Source organism: Nocardiopsis sp. N85 (genome assembly GCF_028882275.1).
In the GTDB taxonomy this organism is placed as follows: domain Bacteria; phylum Actinomycetota; class Actinomycetes; order Streptosporangiales; family Streptosporangiaceae; genus Nocardiopsis; species Nocardiopsis lambiniae.
On the sequence record NZ_JARBUT010000006.1, the window covers coordinates 25,397 to 45,980 of the forward strand.

Annotated in this window: 16 protein-coding genes, 1 tRNA gene and 1 pseudogene; 8 read left to right on the forward strand and 10 right to left on the reverse strand. The window is 68.0% G+C overall.

Annotated elements, in window-relative coordinates; genetic code table 11:
• Positions 1 to 2 precede the first annotated feature (2 nt).
• Both PWG71_RS10430 and PWG71_RS28685 read right to left on the reverse strand, forming a co-directional pair.
• Positions 3 to 911, reverse strand: coding sequence for a hypothetical protein (locus PWG71_RS10430; RefSeq protein ID WP_274809659.1), 909 nt, complete (start codon positions 909 to 911; stop codon positions 3 to 5).
• Positions 912 to 1,058: 147 nt separating this feature from the next.
• Positions 1,059 to 1,469: pseudogene (locus tag PWG71_RS28685) on the reverse strand (helix-turn-helix domain-containing protein); the annotation flags it as partial.
• On the opposite strand from PWG71_RS28685, the gene PWG71_RS10440 reads away from it, so the two are divergent.
• The 5 genes from PWG71_RS10440 (at position 1,468) to PWG71_RS10460 (ending at position 5,672) form a co-directional block, all read left to right on the forward strand.
• Positions 1,468 to 1,953 (forward strand): hypothetical protein, encoded by a 486-nt coding sequence (locus tag PWG71_RS10440; RefSeq protein WP_274809416.1) that lies wholly within the window; start codon positions 1,468 to 1,470, stop codon positions 1,951 to 1,953. The pseudogene PWG71_RS28685 and the gene PWG71_RS10440 overlap by 2 nt on opposite strands.
• Entirely contained in the window at positions 1,950 to 2,879 is a 930-nt protein-coding gene (locus PWG71_RS10445; RefSeq protein ID WP_274809418.1) for a phosphotransferase, read from the forward strand. Before PWG71_RS10440 ends, PWG71_RS10445 begins: the two co-directional genes overlap by 4 nt.
• A gap of 595 nt (positions 2,880 to 3,474) precedes the next feature.
• Entirely contained in the window at positions 3,475 to 4,308 is an 834-nt protein-coding gene (locus tag PWG71_RS10450; RefSeq protein WP_274809420.1) for a PIN domain-containing protein, read from the forward strand.
• A complete protein-coding gene (locus tag PWG71_RS10455) occupies positions 4,295 to 4,942 on the forward strand; it encodes a hypothetical protein (protein WP_274809422.1) in 648 nt (215 codons plus the stop codon). Before PWG71_RS10450 ends, PWG71_RS10455 begins: the two co-directional genes overlap by 14 nt.
• Before the next feature lie 82 nt (positions 4,943 to 5,024).
• Positions 5,025 to 5,672 carry a hypothetical protein gene (locus tag PWG71_RS10460; protein WP_274809424.1) on the forward strand — a complete coding sequence of 216 codons (648 nt, stop codon included), beginning with the start codon at positions 5,025 to 5,027 and terminating at the stop codon, positions 5,670 to 5,672.
• Between the two features lie 133 nt (positions 5,673 to 5,805).
• Here PWG71_RS10460 and PWG71_RS10465 read toward each other — a convergent pair whose 3' ends face one another.
• Positions 5,806 to 6,792, reverse strand: a complete 987-nt coding sequence (locus PWG71_RS10465) for a hypothetical protein (protein WP_274809425.1) — start codon at positions 6,790 to 6,792, stop codon at positions 5,806 to 5,808.
• A gap of 214 nt (positions 6,793 to 7,006) precedes the next feature.
• Here PWG71_RS10465 and PWG71_RS10470 point away from each other — a divergent pair.
• A tRNA-Arg gene (locus tag PWG71_RS10470) sits at positions 7,007 to 7,087 on the forward strand.
• 372 nt (positions 7,088 to 7,459) lie between these two features.
• Positions 7,460 to 9,619, forward strand: coding sequence for a WD40 repeat domain-containing serine/threonine protein kinase (locus tag PWG71_RS10475; RefSeq protein ID WP_274809427.1), 2,160 nt, complete (start codon positions 7,460 to 7,462; stop codon positions 9,617 to 9,619).
• Between the two features lie 131 nt (positions 9,620 to 9,750).
• Here PWG71_RS10475 and PWG71_RS10480 read toward each other — a convergent pair whose 3' ends face one another.
• The 4 genes from PWG71_RS10480 to gndA form a co-directional block, all read right to left on the reverse strand.
• Complete coding sequence (locus PWG71_RS10480) at positions 9,751 to 10,287, reverse strand: integrase core domain-containing protein (protein ID WP_274809428.1); 537 nt, start codon at positions 10,285 to 10,287, stop codon at positions 9,751 to 9,753.
• A gap of 112 nt (positions 10,288 to 10,399) precedes the next feature.
• Positions 10,400 to 11,605, reverse strand: coding sequence for an ISAs1 family transposase (locus tag PWG71_RS10485; RefSeq protein WP_274809430.1), 1,206 nt, complete (start codon positions 11,603 to 11,605; stop codon positions 10,400 to 10,402).
• Positions 11,606 to 11,895: 290 nt separating this feature from the next.
• Entirely contained in the window at positions 11,896 to 12,726 is an 831-nt protein-coding gene (locus tag PWG71_RS10490; protein WP_274809432.1) for a barstar family protein, read from the reverse strand.
• Positions 12,727 to 13,032: 306 nt separating this feature from the next.
• Positions 13,033 to 14,472 carry an NADP-dependent phosphogluconate dehydrogenase gene (gene gndA / locus PWG71_RS10495; protein ID WP_274809433.1) on the reverse strand — a complete coding sequence of 480 codons (1,440 nt, stop codon included), beginning with the start codon at positions 14,470 to 14,472 and terminating at the stop codon, positions 13,033 to 13,035.
• A 460-nt stretch (positions 14,473 to 14,932) separates the two neighbouring features.
• Here gndA and PWG71_RS10500 point away from each other — a divergent pair, with 460 nt between their 5' ends.
• Positions 14,933 to 16,645: a dihydroxyacetone kinase subunit DhaK gene (locus PWG71_RS10500; RefSeq protein WP_274809434.1), complete on the forward strand. Its 1,713-nt coding sequence runs from the start codon at positions 14,933 to 14,935 to the stop codon at positions 16,643 to 16,645.
• A gap of 349 nt (positions 16,646 to 16,994) precedes the next feature.
• Here the strand turns inward: PWG71_RS10500 and PWG71_RS10505 are convergent, their stop codons facing one another.
• The 3 genes from PWG71_RS10505 to PWG71_RS10515 form a co-directional block, all read right to left on the reverse strand.
• Positions 16,995 to 18,173 (reverse strand): thiolase family protein, encoded by a 1,179-nt coding sequence (locus tag PWG71_RS10505; RefSeq protein ID WP_274809436.1) that lies wholly within the window; start codon positions 18,171 to 18,173, stop codon positions 16,995 to 16,997.
• Between the two features lie 100 nt (positions 18,174 to 18,273).
• The gene (locus PWG71_RS10510) at positions 18,274 to 19,029 is read right to left on the reverse strand and encodes a CoA-transferase subunit beta (RefSeq protein WP_274809438.1); all 756 of its coding nucleotides are present in this window, start codon (positions 19,027 to 19,029) and stop codon (positions 18,274 to 18,276) included.
• A complete protein-coding gene (locus tag PWG71_RS10515) occupies positions 19,026 to 19,850 on the reverse strand; it encodes a CoA transferase subunit A (RefSeq protein WP_274809439.1) in 825 nt (274 codons plus the stop codon). The genes PWG71_RS10510 and PWG71_RS10515 overlap by 4 nt, the downstream gene beginning before the upstream one ends.
• Positions 19,851 to 20,584 lie beyond the last annotated feature (734 nt).

The following is a 20,584-nucleotide window of genomic DNA, read 5'->3' on the forward strand; positions in this document are numbered from 1 at the left end:
GTTCACCCGCTCCGGTTCAAGGTCGGTGCCGGCGACCCGTATGGAGCTTTCCCCGTCTGGGACAGCACGGTAGCGACCGCAGGAACGTTGCGATAAGAGGCCAACGCCGCACGCACCTCCTGGAAGCGGGCGCTGGCCACGGCCGACCCCACCTCAGCGATCGCGGTCCCCGCTTCCGCGACGAGGCCGGCCGCCTCATCCACTTTGTGCTGGCCGATCAAAGCTCGGGCCAGGGTCAGGGAGGCGAGCACGCGGGCCCGAACCCGTTCGGGGGAACGCAGGTTCAAAGCGTGATGGGCGTGTTCGACGGCGGCGGTGTGGTCGTCCAGGTCGCACATGCTCCGGGCCGTTTCACTGGCCAACGATGCCAGGTCGAAGGGGCTGGTCCATTCCGAAGCGGGTGGGGAGATCGGTACGGACAGCAGGTGCTCTCCTTGACGGAGAAAGGTTCGGGCGGTGGTCGCGTCTCCGCGGGCGGCGTGGGCACGGGTGAGCATGGCCAATGCCCTGCCGCGTAGCGCGGTGTCCTCGGTGCCATCGAGTTGTCGCCAGGCTTGTTCGGCGGCGAGCAGCGCGTTCTCAGTGTCATCGCGATGCAGTGCCAGGTGGGCGCGACTGGCCCAGATCTGTGCGGTGAGGGAACCCGCTTCTCCGGCTCGGGCCAGGTTCAACGCCCGTTGGAAGTGGTTGGCGGCGACGTCATCGCGGCCTGCGTCGTGGGCCATCCACCCGGCCATCTCCGTCAGCCCCGCCGCAGCGACGAAGGTGGTGGGGGTACCGCTTTCCGAGACCAAGGCAGGACCGACCCGGGAGGAGAGATAGCGCATGACCAGCGCGTAGAGGTGGCCGCCGCCCGCGCGCCGGTCCGCCAGCCGGAAAGCGGTGACGGCTTCGGCGGTGGTTCCCTCCACAACGTTCCGCCACAGAGAACCGAGAGCAGCGGAACCGTCAACACCAGCCCCTGCACCGATGTCCGTCTCCAGCGTTGGCGACTCGGTAGAGCTGATGGCTCGGGGCTGAGGAAGGTGAGGTCCTTCCGTTTTCAACGGTGCCCCGAGTCCTCGAAGGGCCTCGATGGCTTTGCGTCGGTCGGTCAGCCCGTGGCCCGCTTCAGCTCGGGCGATCGTGCTCTGGGCCACCCCGCACATCCGGGCCAGCGCTTCCTGTGATAGGTCCTCAACGTGGTGTCGCAGGAAGCGGATCACACTCCGAGCATCACGGTCTCGAACAGCGGCAACGACCTCAGGGTCACGCCACATCAAGGACGGGATACAGGTGCAGCCTCCTTGTCCTTCGCCGCGTGGACGACCGCAGTTACCGCACACAGGGGGCTCCTTTGGAAGGAGAAGCGCAGGGATGACCACAGTAACCAAACTCCAGCGAACTCTCCGGAGCTGAGCACTCCGGTTCCTGCAACTGGGACAGATCGCCGCCCAGGACTCCGGATGCGAGCGCACCGTGGCGCTCATGTGCGCCAACGCGGCATGGGCCTACGCCGTTCTCGATGACGAGAAGCGTTCCCTGGACTCCCTCGCTCGGGCCCACGACGCCTTCGCCCGCGCCGATTCGGACACCACACCGTGGGTGCGGTTCTTCCACGAAGCCGACCTGGACGCCATGTCCGGGGTCGTCAACGCCGCACTCCCCACACCCTCGCCTCGTGCGTACACGGCCACGACCGAGCACCTGTACCGGGCCGTGGAGGCCCGCAGCCCGGAAATGGGGCGCAGCCAGGCCTTCGAGCTGACCACCCTGGCCACCGCGCACCTGCGCAACGGCGACCCCGACCAAGGAGTCCGCATCGGCCACCAGGCCGTCGACCTCGCCCGCCGCGTCCGCTCCGTGCGCGTCATCGACCGCCTCGCCCCGCTCCAGCAAGCAGCCCTGGCCTACCGGACCCGAGGAGAAACCGCCGATCTGGCCGCCGACATTGCTACCCTTCGCACATCATGAGCACCACTCCCGCCCCCTCCACCGGCCCCCGCTTCGCCCTCACCCGCGACCGCGTCCACGAGGTCCTCGCAGCGTTGTGCGAGGAGGCCGGGATCGGCTCCCGTGCGGCCGATGACGCCGAGCTGATCAAGTTCACCAACAACGCCGTCTACCGCCTCCCGGGGGCGGGGTTGGTGGTGCGCATCGCCGGATCGGCGACCGTCGCCGAGCGAGTCCCCGTGGTCATCGAGGCGGCCCGGTGGCTCGCCCGGCACGACGCCCCGGCGGTGCGGTTGGTCGAGGAGATTCCCCAACCGGTCCGGGCCGCCGGTGCCACGGCGACCTTCTGGCACCTGGTGCCCTCCACCGGGCCTGAGCCGACCGGCGGCGACCTCGGGCACATCCTCCAGCACATCCACACCCTGCCCGCCCCGGGGTTCGCGCTGCCGTCGTGGGAGCCGTTCGTCCGCATCCGCAGCCGCATCGCCGATGCCGAAGGGCTGGCCGAAGCCGACCGGGTCTTCCTCACCGAGCGCACCGACCACCTCGAACTCCAAGTCCAGGACCTGGAGTTCGAGCTCCCGGCCGGGGTGCTGCACGGCGATCCGTTCATGGGCAACCTCATCCCCGGCCCCCAAGGGCCGGTGATCTGCGACTTCGACAGCCTCAGCCACGGTCCCCGCGAATGGGACCTGACCCCCGCTGCGGTCGGTAAGGTCCGCATGGACTACCCCGTGGACCACCACACCCCACTCGCGGCCGAGTACGGCTTCGACGTCCTCACCTGGCCCGGGTTCCCCGTCCTGCGCCGACTCCGCGAACTCAGACTCGTCACCAGCGTCCTCCCGGTCCTCAACACCAGCCCCGGCCTACGCACCCAGTGGCAACACCGCATGAACACCCTCCGACACGGGGACGCCACCACCCGCTGGTCCACCTACCGATAGGCAGCGCCGGATGCGTCGGGTGACAGGAGGCGATCCCGGCGCACCACAGCCTCGACCAGACTCGGCAAGAACGCTGTCCAAGGCGTCATCACCAGCGTTGGTCCGAACGACAACAGAATGGTCTGGTAGAGCCCAAACCACGCTTCAAGGACCGAGATAGACGACGTGCTGCCTTCGTTCGGCAAGGTCCCAGAGTCAAAGGCACAGGTCCAGAGGAACCACAGCCCCGAGGACCGTCGTTCACTGAGATGGGCCACTCTGAGCCCCCATTCCTCCGCTTGCACTGCGTGGGACAGCAGGTCAACAGCTATCCAACCTCGGAGACGGGGGTTCCAGCAGAGCACGGCATCCAGGAACCTAAGCATGCCCATATTTTAGGCTTCGCAAGTCGAGAACCCATGGCTACACTGTCATGAAAACATGAGGCAAGAAACCACCCAAACCAATACACCCCAGAAAGCGACATACGGACAAAAAGGCACACAAAAGACATCAAGGCTGAAAGCAGAAAACTCGAGCAGCTCAAGAGAAAATCAGAGAGAACAGACAACCCAATCCAACACAAAGATCTCCACCAAAAAGAAACAAAGAAAAAATGACTTGGCATTTTCTCAAAAATAACAACGACCACTCACTGGCCACAGAAAAACTCGCCGGCCTGTTACAGAACCTCAGAAACCTAATCGGGGAATCGAACGGAGATCCAGCGATTTCCTCTAACAGATATCTGATGTGGACAGAAGAAGCCGAACTGAGACTGAGGGAAATTTACCAAGATAGGGAAGCTTCACAAAAAATTCACTCTGAGAGATACTGGCAAATCCGAGCCATCTCCGCCTCCACACACCGACCACACTCGCTCATCCGCCTAGAGATCGAAGATAAAATTGATCTCATTTCTGCATTGATCGATCAAATGGAACATTATAGGAATATTCTCACCGCCAAAGAAAATGAAAGTCTTATCCTATTGGACACCAACGTCCTAGTACACGGAAAGCCATTCGAGATGGTGGACTGGCAAAAACTAGCAGGATCCAAATATGCATGTCTCGTATTTCCCTTGGCGGTTATAGACGAGCTAGATAAATTAAAGGACACCAAACAACACAAGGCACGAGTCCCTCTAGCATCTTTGGATCGCCTAATTTCTCACACAAATCCCTTTCAAAGAGCGAGAGCAAGAGATGGCGTACACATTCAAATCACAGATGAACCCCTTGGGCACACCCGCCTCTCCCGAGTAGACGACGAAATAATCCGTCAGGCGTCTTACTTCCAATCCGTTTCCGGAAAAAATTTAAAAGTAATCACGCGAGACAGGGGGATGAAATTTCGAGCCGAATTCTCAGGAATCTCTGCAGAAATACTCCCCAAAGAGCTAGAACGATCCAAAACCCAAGAAGGGGAAAACGATGGAAAACAGTAGAAGCCTCTCCACGAGTGTCCCCCAAGACGAAAGTGAGCGAATAGAACTGCTCATCGATCGACCCGACGGCTGGGAGTACCTCCTATTCGGGTACTACCTTAAAAAATTCATGCAAGAGGTCGAACCCAAGTGGAGGGACTACCACTTGGGCTACAGTATGTCCGTAGGACCCCAAGTTGATGACTTTTCTTTAGGAAACGAGCTAACCGATAAGATATCCAAAGTTATAAAGATTTCCGGGAACCTGGAGAAAATTATATCGAGGCGTGCCCAAGAAATTTCTTTCGGTCGCCCTGGCGAACCTGGAGACCCCGAATCCATCAAGCACATGGGCGAGCGCTTAATGACCACATATGAGCAGCTAATAGACTGGGGCAACGAGATACGATCTCTTCGGGTTTCAGAAGATTCAGAAAATCTTCTGGAAATAGCTGCACTGTTCGTTGAACAGCCAATCAAAGAAGTTAGAAACTTCACGGAAAATTATATTAATAATATAGAAGACGCAATGGAAAGAATCGCCAACGGAAGCACTGAGCCCATATCACTTGACATGAAGCTTACCTTTGAACTCCCGGAGGATCTCCAGCGCAACTTTGACGACGAACTAGAAAGATTGACACGTGGTCAATAACAGATTCTCTCGTCACCTGATTTGATTTGTCCTGGGAACGCCTGCTTCTCCGCCCGCACGCACCTGCATCCAGGAGTCCACCGTGACGATCGCCCAACGCGTCCTCGATTTCCTGGGCAAGAGCGGACGGGGATGGGATGACGACGAACTCGCCCGCCAGCTCGACGTGTCTCCCCGCCAAAGCATCAACCAGGCATGCCGCAAACTAGCGGACGAGGGGCGTCTGCACCGCTATAAGGGCCCTAAAGGCAAGATCGTCAATGCCATCGGCGGGACACAGCCCACCGATTCCTCCATGCCACCCGGCGCTTCAATCGAACAACAGCACGCTGAACGCATCATCCTGGACGCGGCCAGCGCGCTGCTCGGAACCCGGCTGGACCCTCGCAGGATCCTCACGCCCACCGGGGTTCGGGTGGAAGTCGATGGAGCCGACCAGAACCTCACAGTGCTCGTGGAGGCGTGGGCGCACCAGGGGCCCGTCAAGGCCGCACAGCGCCACAAGGTCCTGTCCGACGCGCTGAAGCTCGTGTGGATCTCCTCCACGCTCTACCCCAGGCCGCGCATGGTGCTCTGTCTGTCCGACCGGGAGGCGGCACGGCCTTTTCTCGGCGAACGCTCATGGGCTGCAACCGCCCTGCGGGACCTGGGAGTCGAGGTCCTTGTCATCGATCTACCCGACCACATTAGTGCTCGCCTGCGCCAAGCCCAGCACCGCCAGCGCCGGTAGAAGCTTCGTCCTTGCGGCAGGCCTGGGCCGGTTCTCCTATTGGCCCTTACCCGAACGCTCATGCGGGGGCGAGAGGCGACCAGCAGCCTGTTCAGCGGCAACACCAGACCGGCCCCTGGCCGGTATGGAATGGTCAGGAGGTCTCAAGGTCGCTGGTGGTACGCACCCCGGGCCTGCGCAGAGCGGCCAGGGACACATACCGCTGGCCCATCGTCCACGCCCACGGGCGCCCCGAGGCGGCCACCGTGTCATTGACCACCGGCGACTCCAACACCACAGTCTCAGGGGCCTCCGGCCCCGAGAGCAGGAACACCATGTACTCCTGCCCCTCCTCACGGACCCCAGCCTCCAAGGAGGCACGGATCAGGCCTCCGATACGGGCGTCCCTGCCGCCGTTGCCCTCTCGTCGCAGCACTTCCTCATACGTGAAGGGCACGTGGTCCTCGCAGGTGAGGATGCGGGCCAGGTGCGGTTGGATGGCCTGCTGAGCGTAGAAGCCCATGTGGGTCAGCCCTTCCCGGAAGGCCCGGCCAGGCTGGCAGATGTAGGCCGAGGACGCCAGGTACTCCGGGTAGGCCTGGCTGGCGGCCACGACCACCACCTCGGCAGAAGTCACCAGGCCGTCGTTGTCGAACAGCGCCTGCAACTCCCGCAGCAGGAACCGGTCGCGCTCGGAGGGTGCGAGGAAGGCGTCGTCCACCACGGCTGTGATGGCGTCGTACAGGGCTGCGAAGTTGAACCACACCACACGCCTGTCAACCACAACGTCGAGCGCAGCGGGCCTTACGGCGTCGGGTGTGAGCACGAACAGATACCGGCCCGGCCCTTCTTTCAGGTCCTCCAGGTGGCAACGGAGCTGTTTCGCGCGGACCGTGCCGCGGACGGTCTTGACCTCGAACAGGTAGGTGAAGTCCGCAGAGGTCCGCGCGTCGGGAACCGATCCCTTACCAGCCTTGGGCTGGTTGGTGAAGGTGACGGTCTCCAGCGTGGCCTCGCCCGAGGCCTTGGCCAGGATCTCCTCGACCAGGGATAGGCCGATCCGTTCGAAGACCGCGAGCATCGACGAGGTGACCCGGTTCTCGCCCTGGCGGTAGGTGGAGAACAGCGGTGTGGACGACACGGGAACAACCTCCAACGCACATGGATCGACCTACCTGCCCGACCAGAAGACCAAGGTCGCTTCTGATATTCAAGGACCTCGCGAGGTGCCATCGGACGCCGCCCACCGCCCGTTCGTGCTCCGTTGGTGCTCCGCAGTTCCGTACTGGCACGACATCGGGCGGCATCTCTTGACACGAAACGACAGCGGTGATCGGATGGATAGGGACGAAACGGCACTCCGTGGCACGTAGAGGCACGAAGACACCGGACTTCTAATCCGATGGCCGCAGGTTCGAATCCTGCCGGGTGCGCCACAAAATCCCAGTTCAAAGGGGTTACACGAGGACCTCGCCGCGTTCCGGGCCCTCAAGTGCTCCATACGTGCTCCCCAGTACAAGCCCCAGTACAAGGCGGCACCCACCTCCGGAGCACTTTGCCACCCCATGACCCAGCAGGGCCGCGCCCGGGGACGGTCCCGTGTCCGCCCCACAGCCGCCCCGACGCCACCGTGTGGGCCCGGCTGGACCCAGGCACGCCCTGTCGCCCCACAGGACCGGTTGTGGCCGTTTCAGTCGAAACCCCTTACCCCACAGCGGTTCCCACGCCACAATCGGGTGACACAACCAACCAACCCAAACAGAGCCCACCCGAACGCTCCCCCTCCCTCCGGGTAGAAGGCCAACACCGTGGACCCCCTCCACCCCACCGACCCCTCACACATCGGCAGATACCCGCTGACCGGACGCCTGGGCACCGGAGGCATGGGCCAGGTCTACCTCGCCCGCACCCCATCCCGCCGCCAGATCGTCATCAAGGTCATCCGCCCCGAGTTCGCCTCCGAAGCAGGCTTCCGAGCCCGCTTCGCCCGCGAAGCCGACAGCGCCCGCAAAGTCGGCGGCTTCCACACCGCTCAGGTCATCGACGCTGACCCCGATGCCGACGCTCCGTGGATCGCCACCGCGCACATCCCCGGCCCCACCCTCACCCAGACCGTCCGCGAAAACGGGCCCATCACCCCACCAGCCCTGTACATCCTGACCACCGGGCTCGCCGAAGGCCTTGACGCCATCCACGAGACCGGACTGGTGCACCGCGACCTCAAACCCGACAACATCATCCTCGCCAACGACGGCCCCCGCATCATCGACTTCGGCATCGCCCGCCCCCTGGACGCCGACAGCATGACCACCCACGGCGCCGTCTTCGGCACCCTGCCCTACATGTCACCCGAACAGACCGACGGCTCCCACGTCGGCCCCGCCTCGGACATCTTCTCCCTCGGCACAGTCCTCGCCTACTCGGCCACCGGCACCAACCCCTTCCAGGGGTCCACGATGGCCGAAACCCTGCGCAAGATCATCAGCCCCGCACCCGACCCCGGACACATCGACGCCATCACGCGGGAACTGATCACCGACTGCTGGAACCACGGCCCCGACCAACGCCCCACCCCAGCACAGATCCTGACCCGCTTCCAATCACTCGACCTCGACGACTCATGGCCCCCGCCCAGAACAGACGCCACCGTCGCCTACACCCCCCCGGTCAGCGATCCATCACCCCCACAAGCCGGTGACCCCAAACCCACGCCATCGGTCCAGGACATCTCCGTCACTGAACAGGAACCCTCGCTTCCCCCGAACGAACCACCGCCTCCAAACCCCGAACCCGAGGTCGGCAGACCCACACAACCCAAAACCGGGAAACCGTCCTCTGCCCCAGAACCGGCACCCGCCCAACACCCTGTTCCCATGACACGGGTAGACCCCGCCCCTCAGCGGGATGAAGGAAACAGGACCCGAAGGAATGCCCTTCTGGCTACGGGAGCCGTGATCGTATCCATCGCCGCCATCGGCGGCCTTCTCTCACGGAACACCGCTTTCAGCGACGGGTCCTCCTCCAATGCGGATGCCTCGTCCAGCGATAGCAGCTCACCTAGCGATGAGACCTCCGCCAGCGAAGAGCCCGGTCAGGCGATCACCATTCTGGACGGCCACTCCAGCGACGTGAACTCGGTAGCCTTCTCCCCCGACGGCACCACACTCGCCACCGGAAGTTCGGACGACACCGTACTGCTGTGGGACATCGCTACCGGCACAGAAATCATCAGTCTGGATGATCACAGCGATCAGGTGTCCTCGGTGGCCTTCTCCCCCGACGGCACCACACTCGCCACCGGCAGCTGGGACGACACCGTGAGACTGTGGGACATCGAGTCCGGCGAGCACGTCACCACCCTGGAGCACACCCATTCCGTGCGCTCGGTGGCCTTCTCCCCCGACGGCACCACACTCGCCACCGGCGGCATGGATGACATTGTGAGGTTGTGGGATATCGAGACCGGCGAGGAAACCGCAGTATTGGAAGGCCACGAGTTCTTCCTCAACTCGGTGGCCTTCTCCCCCGACGGCACCACACTCGCCTCCGGCAGCGATGATGACACCGCTCGGTTGTGGGATGTCGACACCGGCGAGGAGATCGCCACCCTGCGGGGCCATGACCACAACGTGACCTCGGTGGCCTTCTCCCCCGACGGCACCACACTCGCCACCGGTGGTGATGACTGGACCGTGCGGTTGTGGAATGCCGATACCGGTGAGCACTTCACCACCCTGGACTGCAGCCTCTACGTCTACTCGGTGGCCTTCTCCCCCGACGGCACCACACTCGCCACCGGCAACTGCGCCTTCCCTTTGCCTGTGCTGCTGTGGGATATCGCCGCGGAAGAAGCGATCTCTGGCCTCGACCACAACGAAACCGTGAACTCAGTGGCCTTCTCCCCCGATGGCACCACACTCGCCGTCGGCAGCTCGGACAACACCGTACTGCTGTGGGACATCAACTGAGCGAAGAGCGCCCTTCCACTTACAGACAGGTCACGGCGCGAGCCACTCCGGACGCCCCTCCCACATCTCGGGACGCGCTGTCATAATCGCCCGGTCCGGTAAGTGTCAAATCAAATGAAACGGTGAGCCGGTCATGGGTTCTGTAGCGCGGCCTCCCTGCGTCTGGAGGGATCGTTGATCCAGACCGTCTCGGGCAGCCGAGGTGGTTCCGGTCGGCGAGAGAACCTCTCTGGATGGGCCGTGTAGGCCTCGGCCAGGGTCCGTGCCCGCTGGTCACGGACCTGCCCGGCGGTACCGAAGTGCACCGATGCAGGGGTGTGGTATCCGATCCCCGAATGCCTGTGCTCGTGGTTGTAGTAGGCCATGAAAGCCTCCAGCCACTGGCGAGCGTGCGCCGGCGACTCGAACTCCTGCGGGTAGTCCGGCGCGTACTTGACCGTTTTGAACTGCGCTTCGGAGTAAGGGTTGTCATTGGAGTTCTTCGGGCGTGAGTGCGACCGCTCGATCCCCAGGTCCGGCAACAGCTGCGACACCTCCTTGGAGGTCATCGCCGCGCCCCGGTCGGCGTGCACCACCCCGGGCGGGACCCCGTTGGCGGCGGCCAGGCCGCTGATCAGCTCCGCGGCACGGATCCCGGACTCGGACCGCTCCACCGTGAACGCGGCCACCTAGCGAGAAGATGTCGATGACCACGTAGGCGTGGAAGTACTCGCCCCGGCCCGGGCCCTTCAACCGGGTGATATCCCAGGTGAACACCTGACCCGGTGCGTCAGGGCTCGTTCAAGTTCCCGAGAGGTCGGGTTCGTGACCGATCCCGAAGAACGGGAGTGCGTGTTCGGGTAGGTCCCGGATCGCGCGGGTGGTCTTGGCGATGTTGACCGCCCCCGCCACCTTCAGCACCCCGATGGCCAGGTTGCGCAACGCGGCCATCGCCCGGGGAGCACCACCGGTGTGAACGGTGGAGGCGTCCTCGCCGAACGTCACGTCCCGGATGTGGTGGTTGGAGTTCTCGATCGCCCCATGGCCGCGGACCAGCGCCGCGAGCTGGGCGGGGGTGGCCTGGTGGGCGTCCAGGCCGGTGACGGCGAAGACCGTCCGGCGGGTCTGCTTCTGACCGGCCTGTTGCCGACGGCGGTGGATCCTCAACGCGAGTCCGGCGTGGGGGAAGCAGATGCCTCCGAGGCTGTCGGCGATGCCCATGACCTTGATCGACCGGGACTCGCGGCGCCCGTGGCCCTTCTCCGAGCGGGTGTGGGCGGGGGGCACCGCGTCCCAGGGCAGGGCCGAGATCTGGGCGTGCGGGGTGGGCTGGTTGGTCTTGACCACCGCCACGTAGTGGGCCTTCTTGTCCTCCACGAGCCGCTTGAGGTGGTCCTGGACGGTGTGCGGGGCATCGCAGGTGATCACGTGCCCGGCCAGGTCCAGGCCCTGGAGCAGGGGGAGGAAGTGGGTCTCGTTCGTTTTGGCGCCGACCTCGCTCTGGGCCAGGGTGGCGGGGAGGTGGTGGGTCAGGGCCGAGAGCAGGTGACGGTGCGGCTGGTCGGTTCGAGCCGATCCTTTGAGGGCTTTGCCGTCCACGGCGATCGCCTGGTGTGCGGGCCGTGTGTCCTTGTCGCCGTTGGGGGTGTTCTCGGTGGTGGTGCGGTGGCGGTCGGCGAGGTGGGCGCACACGGTGGTGTCCAGGGCGTGTGGGTCGATGTGGCACAGGACGCGGTCGATGGTGCAGGCCGCCGGGGAGCGCCTTCGACGCAGTGGGTGGGGGCGCACGCCGATCGCTTCCAAGAGCGCGTCCGGGGCGCGTTGTCCCCATTCGGTGATCTCCTCGATGGTTCTGGCTCCGGAGACCACGGCGCAGGCGCAGATGGTCAGCAGGCAGGCCAGGGGGTACCAGCGGCCCCGGCGTGAGCGGGGGTCGGGGACCCTGGCCAGGTAGGCGCGCAGGTCCGCAGTGTCGCGGGGGTCAAGGGGTGCGAGTTTGGCGAGCACCGCCGGGACCGTGGATGATGAGAGGGCGGGCACGAGAGACCTTCGGGATCATTTGGCTTCGACACCACAATGATCACGGGTCCCCGTGCCTGTTTGCGTGTACGGCCGTGATCTACCCGAACCGCACGATCTGCACCAAGCCGGAACTTGCACGAGCCCTGGGGCGGTGGCGAGTGACAGGAGGCGATCCCACGCGCCCAGGACATGTCGCCCTCGGCATCCTTGAACACCCCCACCCAAAAGAGCCGGAAGCAGCATTTCCCAGGATGATGCTCGAAAGTGACCGGCTATCACCGAAGGATGACGCTTACACCCCGCCCCTCGAATATCTCCAGGAACAGGTCGAACAGAGAAACATCGCCCCGAGCAGTGGGCACACACTCCACCAACCGTGCTCTGGACTCGGCCGAGAAATCCCAATGCAGGGAAAACGGAGTGGTGGCGCCCCAACCTCCTCTCAGGCAGTCCTCCAAAGCGTCAAGGTTCCAGCCGAAGTACCCACCCGGCCCGTTGATGGCCTCACCGATCGCACAGTAAAAACTATCCCTGTCCACGATGCGTCGACCGTCCACGGTGAACACCTGGCCTGCAGAACTGGCCGGCTTCCCCCGGCGTCGGTACTGCGAGGACTGAAGCGCCACTGACAGCCACGCCCGTTTGTCCTCACAGGCGAGTTCGCACCACATGCCGGTACGGCTCAGGTGTCCCTTACGAACCAGGTCCCACACCAGGTCCGCCCCGGGCAGGGCCGCCTCGCACCACAGGGTCATGGTGAGGTCGACGAGACCGGCTCCACAGATGGAGGGCTTGACATCGATGACGGTGACCTCGTTGACGAAGTAAGACCCCATGGTGGCACCGTCGGCGTCGAGAAGGTCCAACCAGGCGTTCCCGGCCACGGCGCGACGGCTACCGATGTGGTCCACGCTTTTCTGCAGGCCACCTTTCGGGAGACACTTCGCAAGACGCACTCGACGTGTTCCGTCTCCCTCCGGCAGCGGTGTGAACAACCCTTCTGCCTCGTGAGCAAAGCCCCAGAAGTCGGCGCTGTCCTCGTCCGAGGTCAGCGCATACTTCTGCCTCTCGCTGCTCCGTACCAATACTCGCCTCGTGTTCCCCATGAGGGTGCTGATCCTAACTACGGCCGCACACCGTGACCCAGCCCAGGACCGATGAGAACCTCGCGAGGCGCCATCGGACGCCGCCAGGGGCCGGTGTGTGCTCCGTTTGTGCTCCGCAGTTTTGGACCGGGACGCCAGCGGGGGACATGACATGGCACGGAACGTCATCCGGATTCGGATGGTGCGGGACACAACGGCACGTAGCAACACGTGACGTTACGTGACCATGGAACACGACTGGGGCGGGGCTTCCGGACCAGGCTCCCACGAGGTCCCGGTCGCCCGTCCGATCGCATCTCCTCACGGTCAGGCCTCGACCTCGGAACGGTCCCCGCCCCAGAGGGTGTGGAACGTCCCCTCCCCGTCGGTGCGGCGGTAGGTGTGCGCGCCGAAGTAGTCCCGCTGCCCCTGGATGAGCGCGGCGGGCAGCCGGTCGGTGCGCAGCCCGTCGTAGTACGCCAGCGCCGCGGCGAACCCCGGAGTCGGCACGCCCTGTGTCGTGGCGGCGGCCAGCACCGCCCGCCAGTCGTCCTGGGCCGCGCCGATCTCGTCCGCGAAGTCCCGGTCCGACAACAGGGAGACCAGGCCGGGGTCGGCCTCGTAGGCGGCGGTGATCCGATCCAGGAAGGCGGCCCGGATGATGCAGCCGCCGCGCCAGATACGGGCCACCGCGCCCGCGTCGACACCCCAGTCGTACTCCGCGCTCGCGGCGGCGATCTGGTGGAAGCCCTGTGTGTACGACACGATCTTGGAGGCGTACAGGGCCTGTTCCACCCTGTCCGCGAAGGCGGCGGCCTCCGTCTCCGGCAACGTCCGGGGCGTCGGCCCCGGCAGGCCCCGGGCCGCGGAGCGCAGGTCGGCGTGCCCCGACAACGACCGGGCGAACACGGCCTCGGCGATGCCCGACACGGGGACGCCCAGGTCGAGGGCGATCTGCACCGTCCAGCGGCCGGTGCCCTTCTGCTCGGCCCGGTCCAGCACCACGTCCACGAACGGCTTCCCCGTCGCGGCGTCCACGTGGGACAGCACCTCGGCGGTGATCTCGATGAGGTAGGAGTCCAGGCGCCCGGTGTTCCAGCGCCGGAACACGTCGGCGATCTGAGCCGGGGTGTACCCGGCGACGTCGCGCAGCAGCTGGTAGGCCTCGCCGATGAGCTGCATGTCGGCGTACTCGATGCCGTTGTGCACCATCTTCACGAAGTGGCCGGCGCCGTCGGGGCCGACGTGGGTGACGCAGGGGGCGCCGTCGTCGGCCTTCGCGGAGATCCGTTCCAGCATCGGGCCCAGCGACTCGTACGATTCCGCCGATCCGCCGGGCATGATGCTCGGCCCGTGCAGCGCGCCCTCCTCGCCGCCCGAGACTCCCGTGCCGACGAAGTGGACACCCCGCTCGCGCAGTTCGCGTTCGCGGCGCCGGGTGTCGGCGAAGTGCGCGTTGCCACCGTCGACGATCATGTCGCCGGGCTCCAGCAGCGGGGCGAACTCGGCGATGACCGCGTCGGTGGGCTCCCCCGCCTTGACCATGACGACGAGGCGCCGCGGCCGTTCCAGGGCCGCCACGAACTCCTCGGCCGTCTCCGCCGCGACGAAGTCCCCTTCGCCGCCGAACTCCTCGACCAGGGCGCGGGTGCGCGCCACCGTCCGGTTGTGCACGGCCACCGTGTAGCCGTTGCGCGCGAAGTTGCGTGCGAGGTTGCGTCCCATGACCGCGAGGCCGGTGACACCGATCTGAGCCGTAGTGCCCATGGTCGTCCGCTCCTGGACCGAGAATCCGAACACCTTCGACGGATCGCCGCCCGGCGGGCCGTGGCGCGATCCGTCCGTACCCCTGGGACCCTACAAGCGCCGAACGCCGTGCGGCGGTGTCCACGCGCCGGGGCACCGATGCGGAAGGTCACCCCCGGCACCCGGAATCGCTCCGGACCCCGTGCCGTTGGCATCCGCCGTTCCCGGCGCACCGCCGGGGCGCGAGCGTACCCGCGGGAAAGGGTGCGCGGGGCGGGCCCTGTGGAGATCGGCGCCCGGATCGCGCAGGATGGGGGCCTGTGCGGGCGGACCGCCGCCCGCCACCGCACGCACGACGCCGAAGGGTTCCTCTCTCGACCGCGACACCACGGGCCGCACCTCCCCCGCGCATCGGCCCGGGGTCGGCCGCCGTCCGCCTCCGACGACCCGCCACCGCACACCTTCGAACGGAGTACCGACGATGACCCACTTCCTGCCGTCCACCGAGCCGGTCGCGACCGCCGCGCGCGGTCTCGCCCTGGCCCACCCCGGCCTCATCGAGGTCCACCGCGACCCGCTCTTCCTGCGCACGCGCTCCAGCGCGCCCGGCCGCACCGTCGCCCTGGTCTCGGGCGGCGGCTCCGGACACGAACCGCTGCACACCGGCCTGCTCGGACCCGGCGGCCTGGACGCCGTCTGCCCCGGCGAGGTCTTCGCCTCCCCGCACAACCGGCAGATCCACGCGGCCTGCACGGCCGTCGCCAAGGACGACGGCGTGCTGCTCATCGTCAAGAACTACACCGGCGACGTCATCAACTTCGGGATCGCCGCCGAACGCCTGCGCCACGACGGAGTCCCCGTCGCCACCGTCCTGGTCGACGACGACCTGGCCACCGACGGTGGGGACACCGCCACCGGCCGACGCGGGACCGCCGCGACCGTCGTCCTGGAGAAGCTGCTCGGCGCCCGCGCCGACCAGGGCGCCGGGCTCGGCGAACTCGCGGAGCTGGGCGGGAGGATCGTGGCGCGGTCGCGCAGCCTGGCGGTCGCCGCCCGGGCGCAGACCTCCCCGGCGACCGGGGAACCGGCCTTCGCCCTGGACCCGGGAACCCTGGAGTACGGGGTCGGGATCCACGGCGAGCGCGGCACCGGCACCATCGGGCGCCTGCCCGTCGACGAGCTGGTGGAGCGGATGACCGACGACCTGCTCGCGGCGCTGCCCGCCGGGCGTGAACGGGTGTTGGCCGTCGTCAACGGCCTGGGCGCCACCACCGGCCTGGAGCTGCACGCCATCGGCTCGCTGCTGTACGACGCGCTGACGGCGCGCGGCGCCGACCCGTTGGCGATCGTTCCCGGCACCTTCACCGCGGCGCTGGACATGGCCGGGTTCTCCCTCACCCTCACCCGGATGGAACCGGAGTGGGTCGGGTTGTGGACGGCGCCCGCCGACACCCCCCTCGTGCTCCCCTCCCGCACCCTGGCGGCGGACGGCGCGGATGCGGCCGTCGTGCGAACGACGGCGGAACCGGAGCAGGACGGCCCCGCCGCACCGTCCGGCGGGGCCGTCCTGGACCGCTTCTCGGAGGCCGTCTCGGGGTTCCGCGACGACCTCACCGCGCTCGACCAGCTCGTCGGCGACGGCGACTTCGGGGACAACCTCCTCGGCGGCGTGCGCAGGGCCGTGTCTCGGAACGGGGCCCGGGTCGGCGGCATGGAGGCGCTGGCCCGGGCGTTCCTCGACGACGTGGGCGGCACCAGCGGCCCGCTCTTCGGGCTCCTCTTCCAGCGGCTCTCGACGGTGTCCTGGCCGGACGACGGTGCGCCCGACGCGGGGTCGGCCGCCGAGGCGGCCGCGGCCGGGCTGGCCGCCGTCCAGCGGGTGGGCGGCGCCGAGGTCGGCGACAGCACCCTGGTGGACGCGCTCGCGCCCGCCGCCGACGCCCTCGGCGCCGCCGCCCGGGACGGGGCGGACGCCCCCTTCACCGCCGCCGCCGAGGCGGCGGCGCGGGGCGCCGCGGGTACGGCGGACCTCGCCCCCAGGCGCGGGCGCGCCAGCTACGTGGGGGAGCGCGCCATGGGGGTCCCCGACCCCGGCGCTCTGGGGGTGGCCCTGCTGTTCACCGCGCTGGCGGACGTCTACGAGCCGGAGGCGGCCACCGGTCTGCCCGACCTGAGGCGGATCGCGGCCCGCTGAGCGGATCCGGCGCACGCGCCGGGTGGCGCGTGCCCGGTCTCCCCAGCCCGCCGAGCGCCGGGCCTGGTCCGGCGGGTGCGCGGGAAGTGCCTGCCGGCCGGGCGCGTCGCGGCGACACGGCCGCTCGCGTTCCGGCCGGCGGACCGGATCCAACGTCCGGCGCACCGGCGCGGACGCCGGTCTCGCCCGGGATCTCGCCGGTGGCGGACACCGTGACCGTGCGGGTGGCGGCGGGCCGCACCCGTCGGGGTGGACGTGCGACCGCCCACGGCCGTTCCCCGGCAGGGTGTCGTGAGGGGTGCGGGCCTTCGGGTGATCGACGGAGCGGGCGGGGCCGTTCCCCGGGTGATCAGTCGGCGTGCAGGACGACGGCCAGTCCCTGCCCGACGCCGATGCACAGGGCCGCCAGGCCCCAGCCGCCGCCGCGACGGCGCAGTTCGTGGGCGAGCGAGCCCAGGACCCGGGCACCGGAGGCCCCCAGGGGGTGACCGATGGCGATGGCCCCGCCGTGGGGGTTGACGATGGCGGGGTCCAGGTCCTTCCAGGATCGGACGCAGGCCAGGGCCTGGGCGGCGAAGGCCTCGTTGAGCTCCACGACGGACAGGTCGTCCCAGCCGATGCCCGCCCGGTCCAGGGCGATCTCGGCGGCGCGGACCGGGCCGATGCCGAACACGTCGGGGTCGACCCCGGCCGCACCACGGCCGGCGATGCGGGCCAGCGGCCGCACGCCCAGGGCGTCGGCGCCGGAGGCGTCGCCGATGAGCAGGGCGGCGGCGCCGTCGTTGAGGGGCGAGGCGTTGCCCGCGGTGACGGTGCCGTCCTCGCGGAAGGCGGGCTTGAGCGCGGCGAGTTTCTCGGCGGAGGTCGCGCGGATGCACTCGTCGCGGTCCAGCACGGCGCCGGGCACCTGGACGATCTCGTCGTCGAACACGCCCTTCTCCCAGGCCAGGGCGGCCTTGGTGTGGCTGGCCAGGGCGAAGGCGTCCTGGTCGGCGCGGTCGATGCCGTGCCGTTCGGCCAGCCCCTCGGTGGACTCGCCCAGGGACACGGTCCACCGTTCGGGCATGCGCGGGTTGACCATGCGCCAGCCCAGGGTGGTGGAGTGCAGGGCGGCGTCGCCGACGGGGAAGCCCTTGGCGGGTTTGGGCAGCACCCAGGGGGCGCGGCTCATCGACTCCACTCCCCCGGCGACGGCCAGTCGGGCGTCGCCGGTCTGGACGGCGCGGGCGGCCTGGATCGCGGCCTCCATCCCCGATCCGCACAGGCGGTTGACGGTGACGCCGGGGACGGAGGTGGGCAGGCCGGCCAGCAGTGCGGCCATGCGGGCGACGTTGCGGTTCTCCTCGCCGGCGCCGTTGGCGTTGCCGAGGACGACCTCGTCGACGGCCTCCCCGGCCAGAGCGGGGGCGCGTTCGAGGAGGGCGCCGACGACGTGGGCGGCGAGGTCGTCGGGGCGCACCCCGGACAGGGCGCCGCCGTAGCGGCCGAAGGGGGTGCGCACCGCGTCGAGGATGTGGACGTCGGTCATCGTGTCTCCTGGTCCTGGGGTGGGGGCGCCGCCGCCGGGCGACGCCCTGCGGTGCGGTCCGGGGGCCGCGCCGCGGGCATACGTCGAGGACGCCGGGGGGTCAGGCCGCGCCGGTCAGGGAGCGCAGGACCGCCAGCTCGGTGTCGGTGGGCACGGGGGTGACCGCCGGGTCGGCCGCGACCTTCAGCTCCCAGCCGGTGGCGGCGCGGACCTGCTCGACGGTCACTCCGGGGTGCACCCCGGTGAGGACGAGTTCGCGGCTGTCGGGGTCGGGTTCCAGGACGCCCAGGTCGGTGATCACCCGGGTGGGGCCCTTCCCGCGCAGGCCCAGGCGTTCGCGGTCGCCGGGGCCGGAGCCGTGACCGACGGAGGTGACGAAGTCGACCCGGTCGACGAACGCCCGTGTGCTCTGGCGGACGATCACGACGACCTCGACGCAGGAGGCGGCGATCTCGGGGGCGCCGCCCGCCCCGGGCAGGCGCACCTTGGGGTCGGCGTAGTCGCCGATGACGGTGGTGTTGATGTTGGCGTACCGGTCGATCTGGGCGGCGCCCAGGAAACCGACGTCGATGCGCCCGGCCTGGAGCCAGAGGTTGAACACCTCGGGCACCGAGACCACGGCGTCGGCGCTCTCGGCCAGCACCCCGTCGCCGATGGACAGCGGCAGGTGGGCGGGGACCGTGCCCAGGGTTCCGGACTCGTAGATCATCCACAGGTCGGGGGCGTGGGTGCGGCGGGCCAGGTTGGCGGCGGTGCTGGGCAGGCCGATACCGACGAAACAGGACATGCCGTCGCCGAGGGCGCGGGCCGCGGCCACGGTCATGATCTCGTCGGAGGTCCAGGTCGCGGCGGTCACAGGGTCTCCCCGGAGGTGGCGGTGGCGGCGGAGGTCAGGTCCGCCAGCCAGCGGGTGAAGGCGTCACGGTCGCGGCCGATGGCGTCCCAGGCCTTGTAGGCGTCGTTGTCGCGCTCGTAGTAGCCGTGCGCGTAGGAGGGGGCGGCGCCGCCGGGGACGACGCTGACGCGGTCGACGACCCGGCTCGGGAGGACGACCTGCCCGGGGACGGGTTCGAGGGTGTCGACGATCTCCTCGACGGTGACCAGGACCCGGTCGGCGGCCAGGGCGGCCTCCTTCTGGATGCCGATGATCCCCCACAACTGGACGTTGCCGGCGCGGTCGGCGCGCTGGGCGTGGATGATCGTCACGTCGGGGTTGAGGGCGGGGACGGCGGCCACCTCCTGCCCGGTGAAGGGGCAGGTGACGGTCTTGATGTGGGGGTTGTGCGTCACCAGGTCGGTGCCGCTGTAGCCGCGCAGGATCGCGAAGGGCAGACCGGAGGCTCCCGCGAGGTAGCGGTTGGCCATCCCGGCGTGGCTGTGCTCCTCGATCTCCAGGGGGGCGGGCCAGCCGGCGGAGACGGCGTCGCGGAACCGGTGGAGGGAGCCGACCCCGGGGTTGCCGCCCCAGGAGAAGACGAGTTTGCGGGCGCAGCCGGCGCCGATCATCCGGTCGTAGACGATGTCGGGGGTCATCCGGACCAGGGTGAGGTCGCGCAGCCCCCGGCGGATGATCTCGTGTCCTGCCTCGACCGGGATGAGGTGGGTGAACCCCTCCAAGGCGACCGTGTCGCCGTCGTGGACGAGTTCGGCGATCGCCTCGTCCAGTGGCGCGATCATGAAGGACCTTTCGTTCGTATAGCGAACGATTGTTCTCAAAGCGAACAATCAGGAAGACCGTAACCGTGCGAGCGGGCGCCCGTCAAGATCGCCCCGGCACCGGGTCACGCGGAGCGGCCGCCGTCTCCCCCGGGAGGGACCGGCCGAACCGTCTCGTGGGCGCTTCCCCGCAGGGCGCCCCCGCCCACCTCGGGATCGGTCGCTCGTGAGCGCGCACCCGCGCGGGGAGGGGGAGTCCGGGGCGGCGGTGCGCCGAGGTCGCCGGGGGATCGCGCGGGGAACGGTCGGACGGTCCCGCGAGGAGTCGACGGGCGAACATCGCGCGCACGCGGGGAACCACCCGGGCAGGGACACCGTCGGGTGCCCCGGGGGCGGGGGCGCGCACGCGGAGAACCCCGGACAGGACGGCCGGGGACGCAGGAGGCATCGCGCACACGCGGGTGGCCCCGGCCCGGCGGGCGGCGCACCCCGTCGGATCCGGACGCGGACCGCACGCCCCGAGGGGACGGCGCGCAGGACACGACGGGCGCACCCCGGTCATGCGCGACCACCGTCCGGTTCCCCTGCCGGAGCGCCACCGCCACCGGGGTCGGTGGTCGATCGACCTCGAAGGCACCCGTGAACCGGGGCATCGCGGTGGACGCACCGCGCGCCGCCGGTTCCATCACCCACCGCCGGGGGCCCGTGCCGCCCGTCGGACGGCTCGCCGTCACCCCGCGCCGCTCCGGAGCCGA